Here is an 18,420-nt window from a genome sequence, read left to right as displayed (position 1 = left end):
GAGGCCCTCTTCATAGAAGACGCATATGTGAATGGCACCGGTCGGAGATTCCTATGTGCCTCTTATGAATTCGTTGCCCAGCCGTCGACCGCTCCCTACCGTCGGAGACAACGAACGAAGGAGCACATCATGAGGCGACCCACCATCGCAGCGACCCTGGTCGCAGGCGCGGCACTGCTGGCAGCACCCCTCGCCGCCGCCGCACCCATCGGCGGTTCGGCCACCGGCGAAGCCGGCCGGGCCGTCGTCGCAGACGTCCGCCCCGGCGGCGAGTGCAGCGTGACGCCGGTACGACCGATGCAGGTCAGCGAGTTGCCGCGCGGCGGCTCGCGGGTCGGCACGCACGTCGTGCCGCTCGGCTCGATCGTCCACGTGGGCGTCCAGTGCTGACCGTGGCCGCCGGACCGGGATCGAGATATGTGTTCTCTATGAAGGCTTTTCGCAGCGTTTCTCGGTCACCTCCACCCGGGTAGTCGTGGAGGGAGCCCAACGAACGCGATAGATCAACGACAAAGGGAGACAACGACATGAAGCTCACGACCATCGCCATCGCCCCCGTGCTCGGCGCCGCAGCCGTCGCCATCGGACTGGCCGGCGCACCCGCCGCGTTGGCCGCCGACCCGTGCACCAGTGCGGTGTCGACGTCCCGCTGCCTGGGCCCGCAGGGCATCGACGGCGGGACCGCACCCACCGTCACCCCGGGCTCCGGCTTCCAGAACGGGCCGTACGGCGTGTGGGGCAACGTGCCTCCGCTCGGCTAGGACGCGACCCGCACGAAAAAGCCGCGGCTGAGGTATGACACCTCAGCCGCGGCTTTCGCGTGTAAAAAAGGTTACTCGGCGGCCTTCTGGCGGGCCTCCGCGGACTTCGCCTCGGCGCGTGCGGCCTCAGCCTCGCCTTCCTTCTTGGCGACGTCGCGCTCGGCTTCCGCCCGGTCCTGCTGGGCCTTGCCCGCTTCCTGGATGTCGTCGCGACCGGTCACGACCCCGGCGACCTCCTTGGCCTTGCCGGCAACGTCGTTCAGGATGCCCTTGGCTGCGTTCTCGGGTCCGCTGTCACTCATGGTGTCTCCTCGATGCTCAATGGGTGCTTCAGTCGTTGAAGGAGTTACCCATTGCGGAGGCTCAGCCAAACTCCCGCGGTGTCAGCTGTACGCGAATGACGGCGACGTCGTCGTCCAGGCCACCCTGGGCACGGGCGAGGTGCTCGACACCGGCGATCAGCGCCTCGATGAACTCCAGGTCGGGACGGGCGGCCTCGGAGACCGCCACGCGCAACAGCCCCTCCTCGCCCAGTCGCCGATTGCCGTCCCCGCACAGGCCTTCGAACAGCCCGTCGGTCAGCAGCACCAGGCCGACCCGGTCGGCCAGCACGAACTCGTCCTCGGGCCACGCGCCGACACCCAGTCCCAGCGCCGGACCGCTGCGCGTGTCGACCCAGCTGACGTCGGTGGCGGTGTGCTTGAGAAAACCGGGGTGGCCGGCGCGCACCACGGTGACGCGGCCGTCGGCGGGTTCGATCGAGAGGGTCAGCGCCGTGGCGAAGATGCCCGGGCCGCTGCGCTCGGCGCGCAGCAGCCACTCGAGCTGGCGCATCTGAGGCTCGCCGTGGATGCCGCTGGCGGTCAGCGTCCGCCAGCCGATGCGGAGGGCGACGCCCAGCGCGGCGGCGTCGGCGTCGTGTCCCGACACGTCACCGATGACGACGTGCACGGTCCGGTCGGGTGTCTGCACCACGTCGTAGAAGTCGCCGCCGAGCAGTGCGCCCGCCCGGCTGGGCCGGTAGGTGGACACGACGTCGATGCCCGGTCGGTCCAGCAGCCGCGGCGAGCCGAGCAGTCCCCGCTCCAGGCGGATGTTCTCCTCGGCGCGCAGTCTGCTCGTCTCCAGCGCGACGGTCGCGACTTCGGAGCGTTTGCGTTCGATCGCGTACATGACTGCGCGCCTGAGGATCTCGCCGTCCATCCGCTGCTCGACCAGATAGTCCTGCGCACCGGACGAGACGGCCAGCACCCCGAAGTGTTCGTCGTCGATGTCGGTGAGCGCGATCAGCGGGACGGCGAGGTCGAATTCGCGGACCTTCTCGACGGCGTTCATGGCACCGTCGGGGAGCAGCAGGTCGAGCAGGACGCAATCCGGTGCGGCGTCGGTGAGGACCACCTCGGCCTCGGCCAGCGTGCGGACGTGGACGACCTCGGCGTCGGACAGACCCTCGTGGACCATCGCCGTCACGTCGGCCGCCGAGACGACGTCGTCGTGGACGAGCAGGATGGTCAGGGGATGCCAGGGTGCGACCAGTTTCACCGTCGCACCTTTCGCTCGAGCGACCGCATCAGCGTACGCCCGCAGCCGGGTTCAGCTAACGCTCATCGCGTCGAGCGCCGGCGGCGCGCCCACGTCGATGCCGGGCAGCCGCACCAGGAATTCGGTGCGACCGCCGCCCGAGTCCGCCGTGACCGTCCCGTCGTGGGCCGTGACGATCGACTTGACGATCGCCAGGCCCAGCCCGGCCTTGTTCGTGGTGCGGGAGCGCGCGGCACCGGCCCGCACGAAGCGCCCGAACAGGTGCGGCAGGATTTCGGGGTCGATGCCGGGTCCGTCGTCGACCACCGACACCTCCACCCCGTCTCGACCGGCTCGCACGGTCGTGGTGACGGTGACGCCCGGAGCGGTGTGGTTGCGCGCGTTGGTCAGCAGGTTGGTCACCACCTGGTGCAGTCGGGCGTCGTCGCCCCGGACCCAGACGGGCTCGTCGGGGAGGTCGGCGACGAACCGGTGGTCCGGCGAGGTCACCGCCACGTCGTTGACCGCGTCGGTGACGAGCATGCAGACGTCGACGACCTCCATCTCGATGCCCTGGCCCTCGTCGAGCCGCGACAGGAGCAGCATGTCGGCGATCAGCGCGGTCATCCGCCGCGACTCGGATTCGATGCGGGCCAGCGCGTACTCGGTGGTCTCCGGCAGATCCGCGCCGTCCTGGCGGGTCAGCTCGGCGTAGCCCTGGATCGCGGCCAGCGGGGTGCGCAGTTCGTGGCTGGCGTCGGACAGGAAGCGGCGCATCCGACGATCGGACTCGGCGCGTATCGCGAGCGCCGAGTCGACGTTGGCCAGCAACCGGTTGAGCGTCTCGCCCACGATCCCCACCTCGTTGTCGGGGTCGGAGTCGGAGTTCCGCACGCGGGCGGTGATCCGGTGCTCCTCGTCCGCCAGGGGCAGGTTGGCGGCGAGCGCAGCGGTGGCGGCGACCCGACGCAGCGGCCGCAGCGCCTGCCGCACCAGCAGCACGGTGCCGCCGGCCGCCAGCAACGCGGCGATCACGGTGATGACGGCGACGGCCACGATCTTGCGCGTGATCACCGATTCAGCGCTGCGCAGCGACACCGCGGACACCAGCATGGTGCCGTCGCCCTTGTCGAGCCCGGCGACGCGGTGCCGTCCCAGGGTGCCGACGTCCACGGTCCGCGGTGCGTCGGCGGTCCACGTGACGCCCCGCACCGACGCGAGCGCGTCGTCCGACGGCCGGCTGGGCCCGTCGTCGTCGAAGACCGCCGCGCGCGTGACGACGCCGCTGCGCAGGACCGCGATGAGGGTGCCGGGTGCCTGACCGGTGAAGTCGGTCATGGCCCCGGACTGCGAGGCGTAGGCGGTGTCGAGCGCGGCCAGCGAGTGCCGCAGTTCGGCATCGGCGACCGAGGTCACGTAGCCGTTCATCGTGACGATCGACAGCGCGCCCACCGCCAGCACCAACGCGGTGACCAGCGTGCAGACGCCGAGCATCAGGCGCCGGCTCAACGTGCGGGGCCGCCACCGGGAACCGCGCGTGGTCACTGGGGTTGTTTCAGCTGGTACCCCACACCGCGCACGGTGTGGATCATCGGGGTGCGGCCGGCGTCGACCTTCTTCCGCAGGTACGAGATGTAGAGGTCGACGATGCTGGTGCGGCCGTCGAAGTCGTAGTTCCAGACCTGCTTGAGGATCTCCTCGCGGGAGATGGCCCGCCGGGGGTTGCGCATGAGGAAACGCAGCAGGTCGAACTCCGTCGTCGTCAGGTCGACGCGCTCGCCGTCACGCATGACCTCGCGACTGGACGCGTCGAGCGACAGGTCGCCGACCCGCAGGCGCTCGTCGCTGCTGGGCGTGGTCTCGCCGGTCCGCCGGATCAGGCCGCGCAACCGGGCGACCAGTTCCTCCAGGCTGAACGGCTTGGTCATGTAGTCGTCGCCGCCCGAGGTCAGACCGACGACGCGGTCGCGGACGGTGTCGCGGGCGGTGAGGAACAGCACCGGCGTGTACGACTCGGCGGCGCGCAGTCGCTCCAGGATCTGCAGGCCGTCGAGGCCCGGCAGCATGATGTCGAGCACCACCAGGTCGGGCTGAACCGACGCGAACTTGGCGATCGCCTCGTGCCCGTCGTGCGCGGTCTCGACCATCCAGCCCTCGTGGTGCAGCGCCATCTTCACCAGGTTGGTCAGCGCACGCTCGTCATCGACGAGCAGCACCCGGATGGGCGAGCCGTCCTCCCTGCGGATGGGTGGGAGTTTTCCGAGGATCGCAGCTCTCGGTTGCTTGGCACGCGGTCGCACGGCCATGGCCGTCATGGCGCAGTCAAGATCGTCACGTCAACGTGGTTAGCCAGTCGAATGGAATTCGAATCGAGGTGACGTCGACGACACACTCTCGTCACTTTCTCGGGTACGCCACTGCGCGCCCGGACCGGCGGGTGTAGCCGCGGTCGCACCGGGTAGTTCTCCGATCCAGCGTTAGAAGGATTGTCCAGAAGGAGTTTTCATGGCAGACAGTGTGGCAACGGTATGGATGCCGGTCGACGACATGGGTCGTGCGCTCAAGTTCTACGGCGAGACCCTGGGGCTCACCGTCAAGAGCGAGGGTGACGACTGGTCGGAGTTGGACGCGGGTGGCGTGACCATCGGTCTGAACGCCCGCGAGGACACGCACAAGGGTGGCACCGGCGGTGCCGTCCTCACACTCAACCCCAGCGGTGACCTGTTCGACGAGGTGGTCCGCCTGACCGACGCCGGCGTCGAGTTCGCCGGCGAGGTCAGCCAGCACCCGTGGGGCAAGCTCGCGACGTTCAAGGACACTGAAGGCAACGATCTCCAGCTGTTCGAAGCGCCGCCTTCCTGATCCACCCTCGGACGCGCCGGGCTACGCCGCATCGTCGGCGCCCGGCGCGTCTGTCGTTGGTCGGCCTACGCCTCCGTCGCGTATCTGCCCGGGTTGAACAGCGACGCGATCGCACCGATCACCATCATCGCGGCGGCGGCGATGAACACCACGGTCAGGCCCGAGTGGAACGGCTCGGTGATGAGTTGCGGGAAGAACGTCTTGCCGGTCAGCACGTCGGCGTTCACCCCCGGCGCGCTCAGTGCACCCGACGGCCCGAGCAGTTCCTCGATCGGGTTGTAGCCCAGGAACGCCGCGAAGAGGCTGCCCACGGGCGGCAGGTTGGCGACGTCCTGCGCCACGTCGGCGGAGACGCCCTGCGCTCGGAGGCCGGTACTCATCGCGGAGGGCAACGAGTGCGCCAGTCCGACGATCATCAGCGAGAAGAAGATGCCGATCGACAGCGACGAGCCGGCGTTGAAGAACGTGGCGCGTACGCCGGAGGCCGCGCCGCGCTGTGCGGCAGGGACGCTGGACATGATGGCCGCGGTGTTCGGTGCGGTGAAGATGCCGCCGCCGAGGCCGTTGAGGAAGACCAGCGTCGCGAACATCCAGTAGTCGAAGTTCACCGGAATCAGTAGCAGCGCAATGAAGGACGCCGCCATCAGCACCATTCCGCCGACGGTGAAGGGGCGCGCACCGAAGCGGTCGGACAGCGATCCCGCGATGGGCCCGGCGATCAGGAAGCCGACGGTCACCGGCAGCAGGTAGATGCCCGCCCACAGCGGGGTGGACTCGAAGCTGTACCCGTGCAACGGAAGCCAGATCCCCTGCAGCCAGATGATCAGCATGAACTGCAGGCCGCCGCGGCCCACCGACGACATCAGGCCGGCGAGGTTGCCCATGCCGAAGGACGTGGACCGGAACAGCCGCATGTCCACCATCGGCGAGTCGACGCGCAGTTCGACGATCACGAAAGCGATGAGCGCGAGCAGGCCGAAGCCGATGGCGCCCAACACCCACGGGCTCGTCCACCCCGTGCTTGAATCCCCGTAGGGCTGAATGCCGTACGTGATCCCGATGAGCAACACCGTGAGGCCGACGCCGAACGTCAGCGTGCCCGCCCAGTCCAGCCGGCCGGGGGTGCGCACGCCCAGTTCGCGCAGTGAGCGGATGCTCCAGATGGTGCCGAGGATGCCGATCGGCACGCCGACCCAGAAGATGGCCTTCCAGTGCCACTCGGACAGGAAGCCGCCGATCAGCAGGCCGAGGAACGACCCCGCGACCGCCGACACCATGTTCACGCCCAGCGCCATGCCGCGCTGGTTGGACGGGAAGGCGTCGGTGAGGATCGCCGACGACGACGCCATCAGCATGGCGCCGCCGACGCCCTGCACCACGCGCCACCCGATCAGCCAGACGGCGCCGCCGCCCAGATGGAAGGGGTCGAAGGACAGCGCGACGGCCGCCACGGTGAACACGACGAAGCCCAGGTTGTAGATCTTGACCCGGCCGAACATGTCTCCGAGTCGCCCGAACGGCACCACCAGGACGGCCGTGACCACCAGGTAGCCCATCAGCATCCACAGCAGGTAGCTGACGTTGCCGGGGGCCAGCGGGTTGAGGCCGATGCCGCGGAAGATGGCGGGCAGCGAGATCAGCACGATGGACGCGTTGATGGTGGCGAGCAGCGTGCCCAACGTGGTGTTGGACAACACGATCCACTTGTAGTGCGGGTGTTCGTGATCCATCCGGGTGCGTCGCCGCGCCGTCTCGACGACGCCTTCGTCTGTCGCCGCGGGACGCACTGTGGGGTTCGTCGTCATCTCGACCTCGATCGCCTGGGAGCTGTCGCGGGCGGCCCTGCCCGAAAACACATACGTTAGCTATGCAAACGATCTCCGGTCAATTTCATTCCCCGACCCGTGGACGAGCGACGCTCGAGACCGTGCGGTAGCTTGGGCCGCGCACGTCGAAACACGTCCGCGCGGGAGTGCACACCTGAGTGCGCTGAGAGGACGGCTACGGGCCGTCGACCGTATGAACCTGACCGGGTAATGCCGGCGTAGGGAGCTTCTGAGATGACTGCTGTGTCCGATTCCGTTTCCGTCACCACCGGCCCCATCACGGGCAGTTCGAAGGTCTACCGCGAGCTGCCCGACGGCGCGCGGGTGCCGTTCCGCCGGGTGCACCTGACCACCGGTGACCACCTCGACCTGTACGACACGTCCGGCCCGTACACCGACGACACCGCGGCGATCGACCTCGCCGACGGCCTGCCCGCCCGGCCCGGCGTCGTGCGCGACCGCGGCACCCAGTTGCAGCGCGCCCGCGCCGGCGAGATCACCGCGGAGATGGCCTTCATCGCCGAGCGCGAGGGACTGCCCGCCGAGCTGGTCCGCGACGAGGTCGCCCGCGGCCGGGCGGTGATCCCGGCCAATCACAACCATCCCGAGAGCGAGCCGATGATCATCGGCAAGGCGTTCGCGGTGAAGGTGAACGCCAACATCGGCAATTCGGCGGTCACCTCCTCGGTGGCCGAGGAGGTCGACAAGATGGTGTGGGCCACCCGCTGGGGCGCCGACACGATCATGGACCTGTCCACCGGCCGCGACATCCACCTGACCCGCGAGTGGATCCTGCGCAACTCCCCCGTCCCGGTCGGCACCGTGCCGATGTACCAGGCGCTGGAGAAGGTCGACGGCGATCCCACCCGTCTGACGTGGGAGATCTACCGCGACACCGTGATCGAGCAGTGCGAGCAGGGTGTCGACTACATGACCGTGCACGCCGGGGTGCTGCTGCGCTACATCCCGCTGACCGTCGGCCGGGTCACCGGCATCGTGTCCCGGGGCGGCTCGATCATGGCCGCGTGGATGCTCGCCCGGCACACCGAGTCGTTCCTGTACACGCACTTCGCCGAGCTGTGCGAGATCCTCGCCCGCTACGACGTGACGTTCTCGCTGGGCGACGGGTTGCGGCCCGGGTCGATCGCCGACGCCAACGACGAGGCGCAGTTCGCCGAACTCCGCACCCTCGGCGAGCTGACGAAGATCGCGAAAGCCCATGGCGTGCAGGTGATGATCGAGGGCCCCGGCCACGTCCCGATGCAGAAGATCGTCGAGAACGTCCGCCTCGAGGAGGAACTCTGCGAGGAGGCGCCGTTCTACACGCTGGGCCCGCTGACCACCGACATCGCGCCGGCCTACGACCACATCACGTCCGCGATCGGGGCGGCGATCATCGCCCAGGCCGGCACCGCGATGCTCTGCTACGTCACGCCCAAGGAGCACCTCGGTCTGCCCGACCGCAGCGACGTGAAGACCGGCGTCATCACCTACAAGATCGCCGCGCACGCCGCCGATCTCGCCAAGGCCCACCCGCGCGCCCAGGAACGCGACGACGCCCTGTCCACGGCGCGCTTCGAATTCCGCTGGCACGACCAGTTCGCGCTGTCCCTCGACCCCGACACCGCCCGTGAGTTCCACGACGAGACGCTTCCCGCGGCGCCGGCCAAGACCGCCCACTTCTGCTCCATGTGCGGGCCGAAGTTCTGCTCGATGCGGATCAGCCACGACGTCCGCGACGCCTACGAGAAGGGCATGGCGGACAAATCCCAGGAGTTCGCCGACAACGGCAACCGCGTCTATCTACCCTTGACCACGTGAACTACCTCCCGCTGACCCCGCCGGGCCAGACCCCGACCCGGGTGATGACCATTGCCGGCACCGATTCCGGTGGCGGCGCGGGCATCCAGGCCGACTCGCGCACCTTCGCGCTGCTCGGCGTCCACGCCTGTGTCGCCGTGGTCGCGGTGACGGTGCAGAATTCGCTGGGCGTCAGGGGTTTTCACGAGATCCCGATCGACGTGATCACCGGTCAGATCGAGGCGGTGGCGGGGGACATCGGCATCCAGGCCGCCAAGACCGGCATGCTGGCGTCGTCGGAGATCATCTCCGCGGTCGCGCAGACGTGGCGCGGACTGCACACCGACGCTCCGCTCGTGGTCGACCCGGTGTGCGCCTCGATGCACGGCGATCCGCTGCTGCACCCGTCGGCGCTCGACGCGATGCGCACCGAGCTGTTCCCCATCGCCACCCTCGTCACCCCCAACCTCGACGAGGTCCTGCTCATCACCGGCATCGACGTGGTCGACGCCGCGTCGCAGAAGGACGCCGCCCGTGCCCTGCACGCGATGGGACCCGCGTGGGCGCTGGTGAAGGGCGGCCACCTGCGGTCGTCGTCGCACAGCCCGGATCTGCTGTTCGACGGCACCGAGTTCCACGAGTTCGACGCCGAGCGGATCGACACCAGGCACGACCACGGCGCCGGCGACACCCTCGCGGCGGCGACGGCGTGCGCGCTCGCCCGCGGCTACACCGTGCCCGAGGCGGTCGGCTTCGCCAAGCAGTGGGTCACCGAATGCCTGCGCGCCGCCTATCCCCTGGGCGGCGGCCACGGTCCGGTGTCGGCACTCTTCCGGCTCGCGAACCCGTGAACCTCGACGCCATCGCCGGCGTCGCCCACGAGCCCGCGGGCACGCCCCTCGGCGCCGTTGTCCTGACGCACGGGGCGGGCGGCAACCGCGACGCCCCGATGCTGGTGCGGGTGGCCGACGAGTGGGCCCGGCGCGGGTTCCTCGCCGTTCGCTTCGACCTGCCCTACCGGCGCCGCAGACCGAAGGGCCCGCCATCGGGATCGGCGACGGCCGACCAGGAGGGCATCGTCGAGGCCGTCGGCCACGTCCGCGCACTCGTCGACGGCCCGGTCCTCGCCGGTGGACACTCCTACGGCGGACGCATGACGTCGATGGCCGTCGCGGGCGGCCTGGCGGTCGACGTGCTGACCCTGTTCTCCTATCCGCTGCACCCACCCGGCAAGCCCGAGCGGGCGCGCACCGAGCACCTGCCCTCGATCACCGTGTCGACGGTGTTCACGCACGGCACGTCCGACCCGTTCGGGACCATCGACGAGCTGCGCGCCGCGGCCGCGCTGGTCACCGGCCGCACGGCGGTGGTGGAGGTGACCGGCGCCCGCCACGACCTGGGGTCCAAGACCCTCGACGTACCGGCACTGGCGGCCGACGCAGCGCAGGGTCTGCTGGTCTGAGAACTGCTATGTTCCGGGGGTGACCTGGCCTTCCGGTGACCCGAATCAGCCGTACGGGCAACAGCCTCCGCCACCACCGCCGCCCGGTGGCTATCCGCCGCCGCCCGCGCACGGCTATCCGCCGCCACCGCCGCCGCTGCCCTATCAGCAGTACGGCCAGCCCTACGGCGCGGCGCCGGGTGGCTACCCGCAGCAGCCCCCGAAGAAGTCCCGCAAGGGCCTGATCATCGTGCTGTCCGTGGTCGGCGCGCTGGTGCTGGTCGGCGTCCTCGCCGTGGTGGCGGCCGGCATCTTCTTCAAGGATCGAGTGGTCGCGACCGACGTCGAGGTCGGCAGCTGCATCGCCGACGTCCCGGAGAGCTCCCGGGTGGTCACGCTGCCCACCGTCGACTGCGCCGAGGAGCACGGCGGCGAGGTGTACGCGGTGCTGACCATGCCCGACGGCGACTACCCCGGCACCTCGGTGATCGACGAGTGGCAGAACAAGTGCCCCGAGGCGCTCGCCACCTACTCACCCGAGGCCATGGTCGACGACACCGTCGGCGTCTACGTGCTGTATCCCACCCAGGAAACCTGGGATGCCGGAGACCGCGCCGTCACGTGCATCGCGACGCTGGAGCCCAAGCGGACGGGCACCCTCAGGGGCTAGCCGTTACCCCTGGTACTGATACCGTTCGGTCATGACTACGGAGCACTTCGACGCGGTCATCGTGGGCGCCGGATTCGCAGGAATCGGCGCTGCGATCCAGCTCAAGCGGCTTGGCATCGACGACTTCGTCATCCTCGAACGCGAGGACGACCTCGGTGGCACCTGGTACGTCAACCACTACCCCGGTCTGGCCGTCGACGTGCCGACCACCACGTACTCGTACTACTTCGAGCCCAACCCGAACTGGTCGCGGCTGTTCACACCCGGTCCGGAGATCAAGCGGTACGCCGACGACGTGGCCGACAAGTACGACGTCCGCCGCCACATCCGCTACTCCGTGAACGTCGAGGGCGCCCGGTGGGACGAGGAGGCCTCGGTGTGGCGGGTGTCGCTGCGCGACGGCACGACGCTGTCGGGCCGCTACCTGCTGACCGCCACCGGCTTCCTGTCGCAGCCGAAGATCCCCGACATCCCGGGCATCGCCGACTTCGACGGCACGATCATCCACACCACCGAGTGGCAGGACGACTTCGACCCCGCCGGTCGCCGGATCGCCGTCATCGGCACCGGTGCGACCGCGGTCCAGCTGATCCCCGAGCTGGCCAAGAAGGCGGCCGACCTGACGGTGTACCAGCGCACCCCGATCTGGGTGGTGCCGAAGATCGACCTCCGCTTCGGCACGTTCGCCAAGAAGCTGTTCGCCCGGATCCCCGCGACGCAGCGCGCACTGCGCTGGTTCACCGACTCGGTCTACGAGGTCATGGTGTCGATCGGCGTCGTGCACTACAAGACGTTCCGCGGGCGGGGCAACATCTCGGCCGCCGACCTGTCGCGACTGCACCGCTTCGTCGTCATCCGCGACAAGGAGCTGCGTCGCAGGCTCACCCCGGACTACGACTTCGGTTGCAAGCGACCGACGTTCAGCAACGGCTTCTACCGCGCGTTCACGCGGCCCAACGTGCACCTGCAGGACGTGGGCATCGACCACGTGCAGTCCGACGGCATCGTCGGCAAGGACGGCACCAAGGTCGAGGTCGACACGCTGGTGCTGGCCACCGGCTTCGACCTGTGGGAGGCCAACTTCCCGGCCATCGAGGTCATCGGTCGCGAGGGCCGCAACCTCGGGAAGTGGTGGCGCGACACCAGATTCCAGGCCTACCAGGGCGTCTCGATGCCGCAATTCCCGAACTACCTGAGCCTCGCCAGCCCGTACGCGTTCCTCGGTCTGAACTTCTTCAACACGATGGAGTATCAGATGCGGCTGATGGACCGGCTGTTCACCGAGGTTCAGCGCCGCGGCGCCACCACCTTCGAGGTCACCGAGGAAGCCAACACGCGGTACCTGGACCGGATGACCGAGCTGCTGGGCGATTCGCTGTTCACCCTCGGCAACTGCGCCAGCGCGCGCTCGTACTACTACAACCCCGCCGGTGAGCCGACCCTGTTGCGGCCCACCACCACCGAGACCGCGATCAGGGAAGCATCCGAGTTCCCCCTGAGCGACTACCGCATTGCCTGAGAGGATCACCGTGCCGCAGGAGAAGTCGAATTCGAAGGTCGCCACCCTGGCCGGACTGTCGTTGACCGGAGCCGGCATCGCGCACTTCGTGCGACCGGAGCTGTTCGAGGGCATCACCAGTGGCGCCTTCCCGAACGACGTCAGTCGGCACATCCAGATCAACGGCTCGATCGAGACGGCGATCGGCGTGGGCCTGCTGGTCCCGCAGACGCGCAAGCTCGCGGTGCTCGGCTCGGTTGGCTACGTGGCCTACCTCGCCGTCAACGTCCTGCGCAACCGCTAGGACGCCTGCGCCACCGTGCTGGCCCGCACGACGAGTTCCGGTGGGAACACCGGGTTCTCGGGCCGACGGTCGGGCTCGCCGGCAGCCGCTGACATCAGCAGGTCCACCGCCGTCGCGCCGATCCGCGCGGTGGGCTGACGGATCGACGACAGCGGCAGCACCGCCGAACGCGCGAAGTCGATGTCGTCGTACCCGATCAGCGCGACGTCGTCGGGCACCCGGACACCGGCGAGCATGGTGAACGCCTGCAGCATGCCGATCGCCACCAGGTCGTTGGCGCAGAACACCCCGTCGGGCCGGTCGGCGGGCGCGCGTCTCAGCAGGTCCTCCCCGACGGCGCGACCGGCGAGCACGCTCAGCGTCGGCGTCTCGACCACCTCCAGTCGCGCACCGTCGGCGTCGTCGACGGCGTGGCGCGCACCGCGATGCCGATCGGCCACCTGACGCAGCGTCGACGGTCCGCCGACGAACGCGATGCGGCGCCGACCGGTCTCGATCAGGTGCCGGACGGCGAGCCGGCCACCCTCGACGTCGTCGACGGCCACGGAGTCGAACGGCGTGCCGGTGCCGTCCCGGTCGACGAGCACCACCGGGGTGCCCAGCCGTCGGAGAGTCTCGAGGCGGCCGAGGTCGTCGCCGATCGGCGACACCAGCAGCCCGAACACCCGCTGCTCGTGGAAGATGTCGACGTACGCCCGCTCCTTGGCCTCGTCCTCGTCGGACGTGCCGAGCAGGACCGCGAGATCGTGCTCGGCGGCGCGGCGTTCGGCGGCGCGGGCCACGTCGGTGAAGAACGGGTTGCCGACGTCGAGCACCACCAGACCCACGCACCGGGACCGGCCCGCCCGCAGCTGGCGTGCGGCGTCGTTGCGGACGAAACCGAGGTCGTCGATGGCGGCATGCACGCGCGCGATGGTCGCGGGCGACACCTTGTCCGGCGAGTTGAGCACGTTGGACACGGTGCCGACCGACACCGACGCCGCCTGGGCGACGTCGCGCATGCTCACCGTCATCTGTCCATGATGCGGGGTGCCAGTCGCTGGAGCTGGGTGACGTGGCCGGGCTCGAGTTCGTCGAGTGCCGTGACGCCGAGAAGCCGCATGGTGCGGGTGATCTGGTCGGTGAGGATCTCGATCATCCGATCGACGCCCGCCTCGCCGCCGGCCATCAGGCCGTAGAGGTAGGCACGGCCGACCATCGTGAACCGCGCACCGAGCGCGAGCGCGGCGACGATGTCGGCGCCCGACATGATGCCGGTGTCGAGGATGATCTCCGTATGGTCACCCACGGCGGCCGCGACGGTCGGCAGCAGGTGGAACGGAATGGGCGCCCGGTCGAGCTGGCGCCCACCGTGGTTGGACAGCACGATCCCGTCGACGCCGAGATCGGCGACCGCCGTCGCATCGGCGACGGTCTGGATGCCCTTGACCACCAATTTGCCGGGCCACTGCGACTTGATCCACGCCAGATCCTCGAACGTGACGGTCGGGTCGAACATCGTGTCCAGGAGTTCGGCCACCGTGCCCGACCACCGGTCCAGCGACGCGAAGGCCAACGGCTCGGTGGTGAGGAAGTCGACCCACCAGTGCGGCCGCGGGATGGCGTTCAGGACGGTCTTGGCGGTCAGCGCCGGCGGGATCGACATGCCGTTGCGCTTGTCCCGCAGGCGCGCGCCGGCCACCGGTACGTCGACCGTCACCAGCAGGGTGTCGTAACCGGCCGCCGCGGCGCGCTCGACGAGCGCCATCGACCGGTCGCGGTCCTTCCACATGTACAGCTGGAACCAGTTGCGGCCGTGCGGGTTCGCCGCCTTGACGTCCTCGATGGACGCGGTGCCCATCGTGGACAGCGAGAACGGGATGCCGGCGCGCGCCGCGGCGTGGGCACCGGCGTACTCGCCCTCGGTCTGCATCATCCGGGTGAACCCGGTCGGCGCGATCGCGAACGGCAACTCGGAACGCCCGCCGAGGATGGTGCAGCTGGTGTCCACCTTGGAGACGTCGCGCAGGATCGCGGGGTGGAACTCGATGTCGCGGAATGCCTGTCGCGCGCGGGCCAGCGAGAGTTCCTCCTCGGCGGCCCCGTCGGTGTAGTCGAACGCCGCCTTCGGAGTGCGCCGCTTGGCGATCACCCGGAGGTCCTCGATGGTCAGCGCCGATGCGAGCCTGCGGGTGCGGGCGTTGAACTCGGGCTTCTTGAACTGCATCAGCGGAGCGAGGTCCGCCGGCCGGGGAACACGACGCTTCATGGTGACGACCTTCCAGCCCCGACTGCGCGGGGTTCGTAGCGGTGGACCGGGAACCCGGTGGCGACGAGGTGCCGCATCGCCTCCAGGTCCCCGTCGATCAGGTGGTGGGCACGGGCGGCGATCAGCACGTTGCCCAGTGCGGTGGCCTCCACGGGCCCCGCGACGACCGGCAGCCCGAGCCGGTCGGCGGTCAGTTGGCACAGCAGCCGGTTCTGCGCTCCCCCGCCCACGACGTGGACGGTGCGCACGTCGACGCCCGAGATCTCGGCGGCCTGCCGCACGCCGCGCGCGAAGTCGGCGGCGAGGCTCTCCACGATCACCCGCACCACCTCCGGCCGCGTCGACGGTCCCCGCATCCCCCGTTCGTCATACCACTCGCGGATGCGGCGCGGCATGTCGCCGGGGGGCAGGAACCGCGGGTCGCCGGTGTCGAAGACGTCGAACGCGGCGGTCACGTCGGCGGCCTGGGCGAGCAGCTCAGGCAGGTCGGCGTCGTGCCCGTCGTGCCGGTAGCCACGGACGGTCTCACTGAGCAGCCACAGACCCATCACGTTGTGCAGCAGCCGGATCCGGCCGTCGGCGCCCACCTCGTTGGTGAAGTTGGCCTGCCAGGCGGCCTCGCTGACTACCGGCGCGGCGACCTCGACGCCGACCAGGCCCCACGTCCCGCACGACACGTACGCCGCCGACTCGGCCGCCATCGGCACCGCGACGACCGCCGACGCGGTGTCGTGCGACGCGACCGACGTGACCGTCGTGCCCGAGGTCAGACCCAGTTGGTCGGCGAGCGTGGGCAGCAGCGGCCCCAGCGCCGTGCCGGCCTCGACGAGCGCGGGGAACAGGTCGACGGGCAGATCGAGCCGCTCGAGCAGGTCGCGGTCCCACTCCCCGGCGGTGGTGAGCAGACCCGTCGTCGACGCGTTGGTGCGCTCGGTGGCCTCGCGTCCGGTGAGCCAGTAGCCGATGAGGTCGGGGATCAGCAGCGCACGGTCCGCGACCGCGAGATGCCCACCGACCGCCTCCGCGGCGAGCTGGTACACCGTGGTGAACGGGAGGAACTGCAAGCCGTTGCGCCGGTACAGGTCCCCGGCGGCGATGCGGGAGTGGACTGCCTCGACCCCGGCGTCGGTGCGCCCGTCGCGGTAGTGGTGCGGCAGCCCGAGCAGTGCCCCGCCGCGCAGCAGGCCGTAGTCGACCGCCCACGAGTCGACGCCCACGGCCACCAGGTGGTCAGCGTGTCGACCCGCTTCGGCCAGCCCGCGGCACGCCTCGGAGAACAGCCGCGGCACGTCCCAGTGCATGACCGTCCGGCTGCCGTTCCACAGCGACACCGGGTCGTTCGAGAACCGGGCAACCTGCTCCAGGTGCAGCCGCCCCGGGCCGACGTCGGCGAGCATGACCCGTCCGCTCGTGGCCCCGAGGTCGATGGCCGCGACCTGACCCGCGCTCATCGCAGGAACGCCGCCGCCACGCCGGCATCCACCGGCACGTGCAGCCCGGTGGTGTGCGAGAAGTCCGAGGTGCACAGGGCGAACGCCGCGTTGGCGATGTTCTCCGGCAGCACCTCGCGCTTGAGCAGGGTGCGCTGCGCGTAGTAGGCGCCGAGTTCCTCCTCGGGGACGCCGTAGACCGCGGCGCGCTTGGCGCCCCAGCCGCCGGCGAAGATGCCCGACCCCCGCACCACGCCGTCGGGGTTGATGCCGTTGACCTTGACGCCGTGTTCGCCGAGTTCGGCGGCGAGCAGCCGGACCTGGTGTGCCTGGTCGGCCTTGGTCGCCGAGTAGGCGATGTTGTTGGGGCCGGCGAACACCGAGTTCTTCGACGAGATGTAGATGATGTCGCCGCCGAGCTTCTGGTCGATCAGCGCGCGGGCGGCGGCCTTCGAGACCAGGAACGAGCCGCGGGCCATCACGTCGTGCTGCAGGTCCCAGTCGGCCGCGGTGGTCTCCAGCAGCGACTTCGACAGCGACAGCCCGGCGTTGTTGACCACGATGTCGATGCCGCCGAACGCGAGCACGGTCGCGTCGACTGCGGCCTGGATGGCCGCCTCGTCGGTGACGTCGGCGGCGATGCCCACCGCGACGTCGGGTCCACCGATCTCCGCGGCTGCGGCCTCGGCCTTCCCGGCGTCGAGGTCGGCGATCACCACGCAGGCGCCCTCGGCGGCCAGCCGGGTGGCGATGGCCTTGCCGATGCCGGAGGCGGCGCCGGTCACCAGTGCGATCCGGGTGGCCAGCGGCTTGGGCTTCGGCATGCGGGCGAGCTTGGCCTCCTCGAGTGCCCAGTACTCGATGCGGAACTTCTCCGACTCGTCGATGGGCGCGTAGGTCGAGACGGCCTCGGCCCCGCGCATGACGTTGATCGCGTTGAGGTAGAACTCACCGGCCACCCGTGCGGTCTGCTTGTCCTTGCCGTAGCTGAACATTCCGACGCCGGGGATCAGGATGATCGCGGGGTCGGCGCCGCGCATCGCGGGGCTGTCGGCGCTCGCATGGCGCTCGTAGTACGCGCGGTAGTCCTCGCGGTAGCGGTCGTGCAGTTCGGCCAGCCGGGTGCGGCAGTCCTCGACGTCCGCGTCGGCGGGCAGGTCGAGCACGAGGGGCTTGACCTTGGTGCGCAGGAAGTGGTCGGGGCAGCTGGTGCCGAGCGCCGCGAGGCGCGGATGCTCTGCGGCGGCGAGGAAGTCGAGGACGGGTTTGACGTCGGTGAAGTGCCCCACCTGCGGCCGGTCGGTGGACGCGAGGCCGCGCAGGAAGGGGGCGAGCGCGGCGGCCTTGGCCCGGCGGTCGGCGGTGGGCAGCGCACCGTAGCCGTCGAGGGGGGCGCCGAAGGGCTCTGCCTTCCCGTTGGCGTCGAGGTACTTCTGCGCGGCGGCGATGATCTCGAGCGAATTCGCCTCGGCCGCCGCGGAGGTGTCCCCCCACGCGGTGATGCCGTGACCGCCGAGGATGCACCCGATCGCCTGCGGGTTGGCGCGCTTGATCTCGGCGATGTCGAGGCCGAGCTGGAAGCCCGGCCTGCGCCACGGCACCCACACCACCCGGTCGCCGAAGATCTTTACCGTCAACGACTCTCCGTCGGCTGCGGTCGCGATCGCGATGCCGGAGTCGGGGTGCAGGTGGTCCACGTGGGCGGCGTCGACGAGGCCGTGCATCGCGGTGTCGATCGACGGTGCGGCGCCGCCCTTGCCGTGCAGGCAGTAGTCGAACGCCGCGACCATCTCGTCCTCGCGGTCGAGCCCGGGGTAGACGTCGACCAGCGCGCGCATCCGGTCCAGGCGCAGGACCGCCAGGCCCCGATCGGTCAGCGTGCCCAGGTCGCCGCCGGATCCCTTGACCCACATGAGGTCGACGTCCTCGCCGGTGACCGGGTCGACGTCGGTGCCCTTGGCGGAGGTGTTGCCGCCCGCGTAGTTGGTGTTCTTCGGATCGGATCCGAGCCGGTTGGACCGGGCGATCAGGTCGTTCACGGTGTCATTGGTCGTCATTG

The 18,420-nt window shown here is 69.8% G+C and carries 18 protein-coding genes and 1 riboswitch; of the genes, 9 read left to right on the top strand and 9 right to left on the bottom strand.

Translation table 11 applies throughout. The features are described from left to right. Positions 1-129: 129 nt before the first annotated feature. Together AC1MEY_RS26835 and AC1MEY_RS26830 are read left to right on the top strand one after the other, a co-directional pair. Entirely contained in the window at positions 130-390 is a 261-nt protein-coding gene (locus tag AC1MEY_RS26835) for a hypothetical protein (protein ID WP_480228371.1), read from the top strand. A gap of 137 nt (positions 391-527) precedes the next feature. Further along, positions 528-761 (top strand): hypothetical protein, encoded by a 234-nt coding sequence (locus AC1MEY_RS26830; protein ID WP_480228370.1) that lies wholly within the window; start codon positions 528-530, stop codon positions 759-761. A gap of 71 nt (positions 762-832) precedes the next feature. Here the strand turns inward: AC1MEY_RS26830 and mbp1 are convergent, their stop codons facing one another. The 4 genes from mbp1 to AC1MEY_RS26810 form a co-directional block, all read right to left on the bottom strand. Next, positions 833-1,063: a microaggregate-binding protein 1 gene (mbp1, locus tag AC1MEY_RS26825; protein WP_480228369.1), complete on the bottom strand. Its 231-nt coding sequence runs from the start codon at positions 1,061-1,063 to the stop codon at positions 833-835. 61 nt (positions 1,064-1,124) lie between these two features. Beyond that, the gene (locus tag AC1MEY_RS26820; protein WP_480228368.1) at positions 1,125-2,303 is read right to left on the bottom strand and encodes a PP2C family protein-serine/threonine phosphatase; all 1,179 of its coding nucleotides are present in this window, start codon (positions 2,301-2,303) and stop codon (positions 1,125-1,127) included. A gap of 51 nt (positions 2,304-2,354) precedes the next feature. Further along, entirely contained in the window at positions 2,355-3,776 is a 1,422-nt protein-coding gene (locus AC1MEY_RS26815; RefSeq protein ID WP_480231690.1) for a sensor histidine kinase, read from the bottom strand. A gap of 47 nt (positions 3,777-3,823) precedes the next feature. Beyond that, the gene (locus AC1MEY_RS26810; protein ID WP_480228367.1) at positions 3,824-4,597 is read right to left on the bottom strand and encodes a response regulator transcription factor; all 774 of its coding nucleotides are present in this window, start codon (positions 4,595-4,597) and stop codon (positions 3,824-3,826) included. Between the two features lie 190 nt (positions 4,598-4,787). Between AC1MEY_RS26810 and AC1MEY_RS26805 the strand changes: the two genes are divergently transcribed. Further along, positions 4,788-5,144, top strand: coding sequence for a VOC family protein (locus AC1MEY_RS26805; RefSeq protein WP_480228366.1), 357 nt, complete (start codon positions 4,788-4,790; stop codon positions 5,142-5,144). Positions 5,145-5,209: 65 nt separating this feature from the next. On the opposite strand, the gene AC1MEY_RS26800 is transcribed toward AC1MEY_RS26805, so the two are convergent. Continuing rightward, complete coding sequence (locus AC1MEY_RS26800) at positions 5,210-6,949, bottom strand: MFS transporter (protein WP_480231689.1); 1,740 nt, start codon at positions 6,947-6,949, stop codon at positions 5,210-5,212. Positions 6,950-7,100: 151 nt separating this feature from the next. Then, a riboswitch (TPP riboswitch) is annotated at positions 7,101-7,212 on the top strand. On the opposite strand from AC1MEY_RS26800, the gene thiC reads away from it, so the two are divergent. The 6 genes from thiC to AC1MEY_RS26770 all read left to right on the top strand — a co-directional run bounded on the left by thiC (position 7,205) and on the right by AC1MEY_RS26770 (position 12,683). Then, a complete protein-coding gene (gene thiC / locus AC1MEY_RS26795; protein WP_480228365.1) occupies positions 7,205-8,791 on the top strand; it encodes a phosphomethylpyrimidine synthase ThiC in 1,587 nt (528 codons plus the stop codon). It overlaps the preceding riboswitch by 8 nt. Beyond that, a complete protein-coding gene (thiD, locus tag AC1MEY_RS26790) occupies positions 8,788-9,621 on the top strand; it encodes a bifunctional hydroxymethylpyrimidine kinase/phosphomethylpyrimidine kinase (RefSeq protein WP_480228364.1) in 834 nt (277 codons plus the stop codon). The genes thiC and thiD overlap by 4 nt, the downstream gene beginning before the upstream one ends. Further along, on the top strand, positions 9,618-10,232 hold the full coding sequence (locus tag AC1MEY_RS26785) for an alpha/beta hydrolase family protein (RefSeq protein ID WP_480228363.1): 615 nt from the start codon (positions 9,618-9,620) through the stop codon (positions 10,230-10,232). The genes thiD and AC1MEY_RS26785 overlap by 4 nt, the downstream gene beginning before the upstream one ends. Positions 10,233-10,251: 19 nt before the next feature. Next, the gene (locus AC1MEY_RS26780; RefSeq protein ID WP_480228362.1) at positions 10,252-10,881 is read left to right on the top strand and encodes a septum formation family protein; all 630 of its coding nucleotides are present in this window, start codon (positions 10,252-10,254) and stop codon (positions 10,879-10,881) included. 31 nt (positions 10,882-10,912) lie between these two features. Next, the gene (locus tag AC1MEY_RS26775) at positions 10,913-12,400 is read left to right on the top strand and encodes a flavin-containing monooxygenase (protein ID WP_480228361.1); all 1,488 of its coding nucleotides are present in this window, start codon (positions 10,913-10,915) and stop codon (positions 12,398-12,400) included. Positions 12,401-12,410: 10 nt separating this feature from the next. Further along, a complete protein-coding gene (locus AC1MEY_RS26770) occupies positions 12,411-12,683 on the top strand; it encodes a DoxX family protein (RefSeq protein ID WP_480228360.1) in 273 nt (90 codons plus the stop codon). Here the strand turns inward: AC1MEY_RS26770 and AC1MEY_RS26765 are convergent. Genes AC1MEY_RS26765 through AC1MEY_RS26750 form a run of 4 tightly spaced genes read right to left on the bottom strand, consistent with a single transcriptional unit; the run spans position 12,680 to position 18,418 of the window. Beyond that, positions 12,680-13,696 (bottom strand): LacI family DNA-binding transcriptional regulator, encoded by a 1,017-nt coding sequence (locus AC1MEY_RS26765; protein WP_480228359.1) that lies wholly within the window; start codon positions 13,694-13,696, stop codon positions 12,680-12,682. The genes AC1MEY_RS26770 and AC1MEY_RS26765 overlap by 4 nt on opposite strands. After that, positions 13,693-14,931, bottom strand: coding sequence for an alpha-hydroxy acid oxidase (locus AC1MEY_RS26760; RefSeq protein ID WP_480228358.1), 1,239 nt, complete (start codon positions 14,929-14,931; stop codon positions 13,693-13,695). Before AC1MEY_RS26760 ends, AC1MEY_RS26765 begins: the two co-directional genes overlap by 4 nt. Beyond that, a complete protein-coding gene (locus AC1MEY_RS26755; RefSeq protein WP_480228357.1) occupies positions 14,928-16,382 on the bottom strand; it encodes a rhamnulokinase in 1,455 nt (484 codons plus the stop codon). Before AC1MEY_RS26755 ends, AC1MEY_RS26760 begins: the two co-directional genes overlap by 4 nt. Further along, complete coding sequence (locus AC1MEY_RS26750) at positions 16,379-18,418, bottom strand: bifunctional aldolase/short-chain dehydrogenase (protein ID WP_480228356.1); 2,040 nt, start codon at positions 18,416-18,418, stop codon at positions 16,379-16,381. Before AC1MEY_RS26750 ends, AC1MEY_RS26755 begins: the two co-directional genes overlap by 4 nt. Between the last annotated feature and the right edge of the window lie 2 nt (positions 18,419-18,420).

It is taken from the genome of Mycobacterium sp. PTI7, from assembly GCF_056679845.1.
Note: the sequence above shows the minus strand (reverse complement) of the source record. Positions and strands in the feature narration are given on the sequence as shown.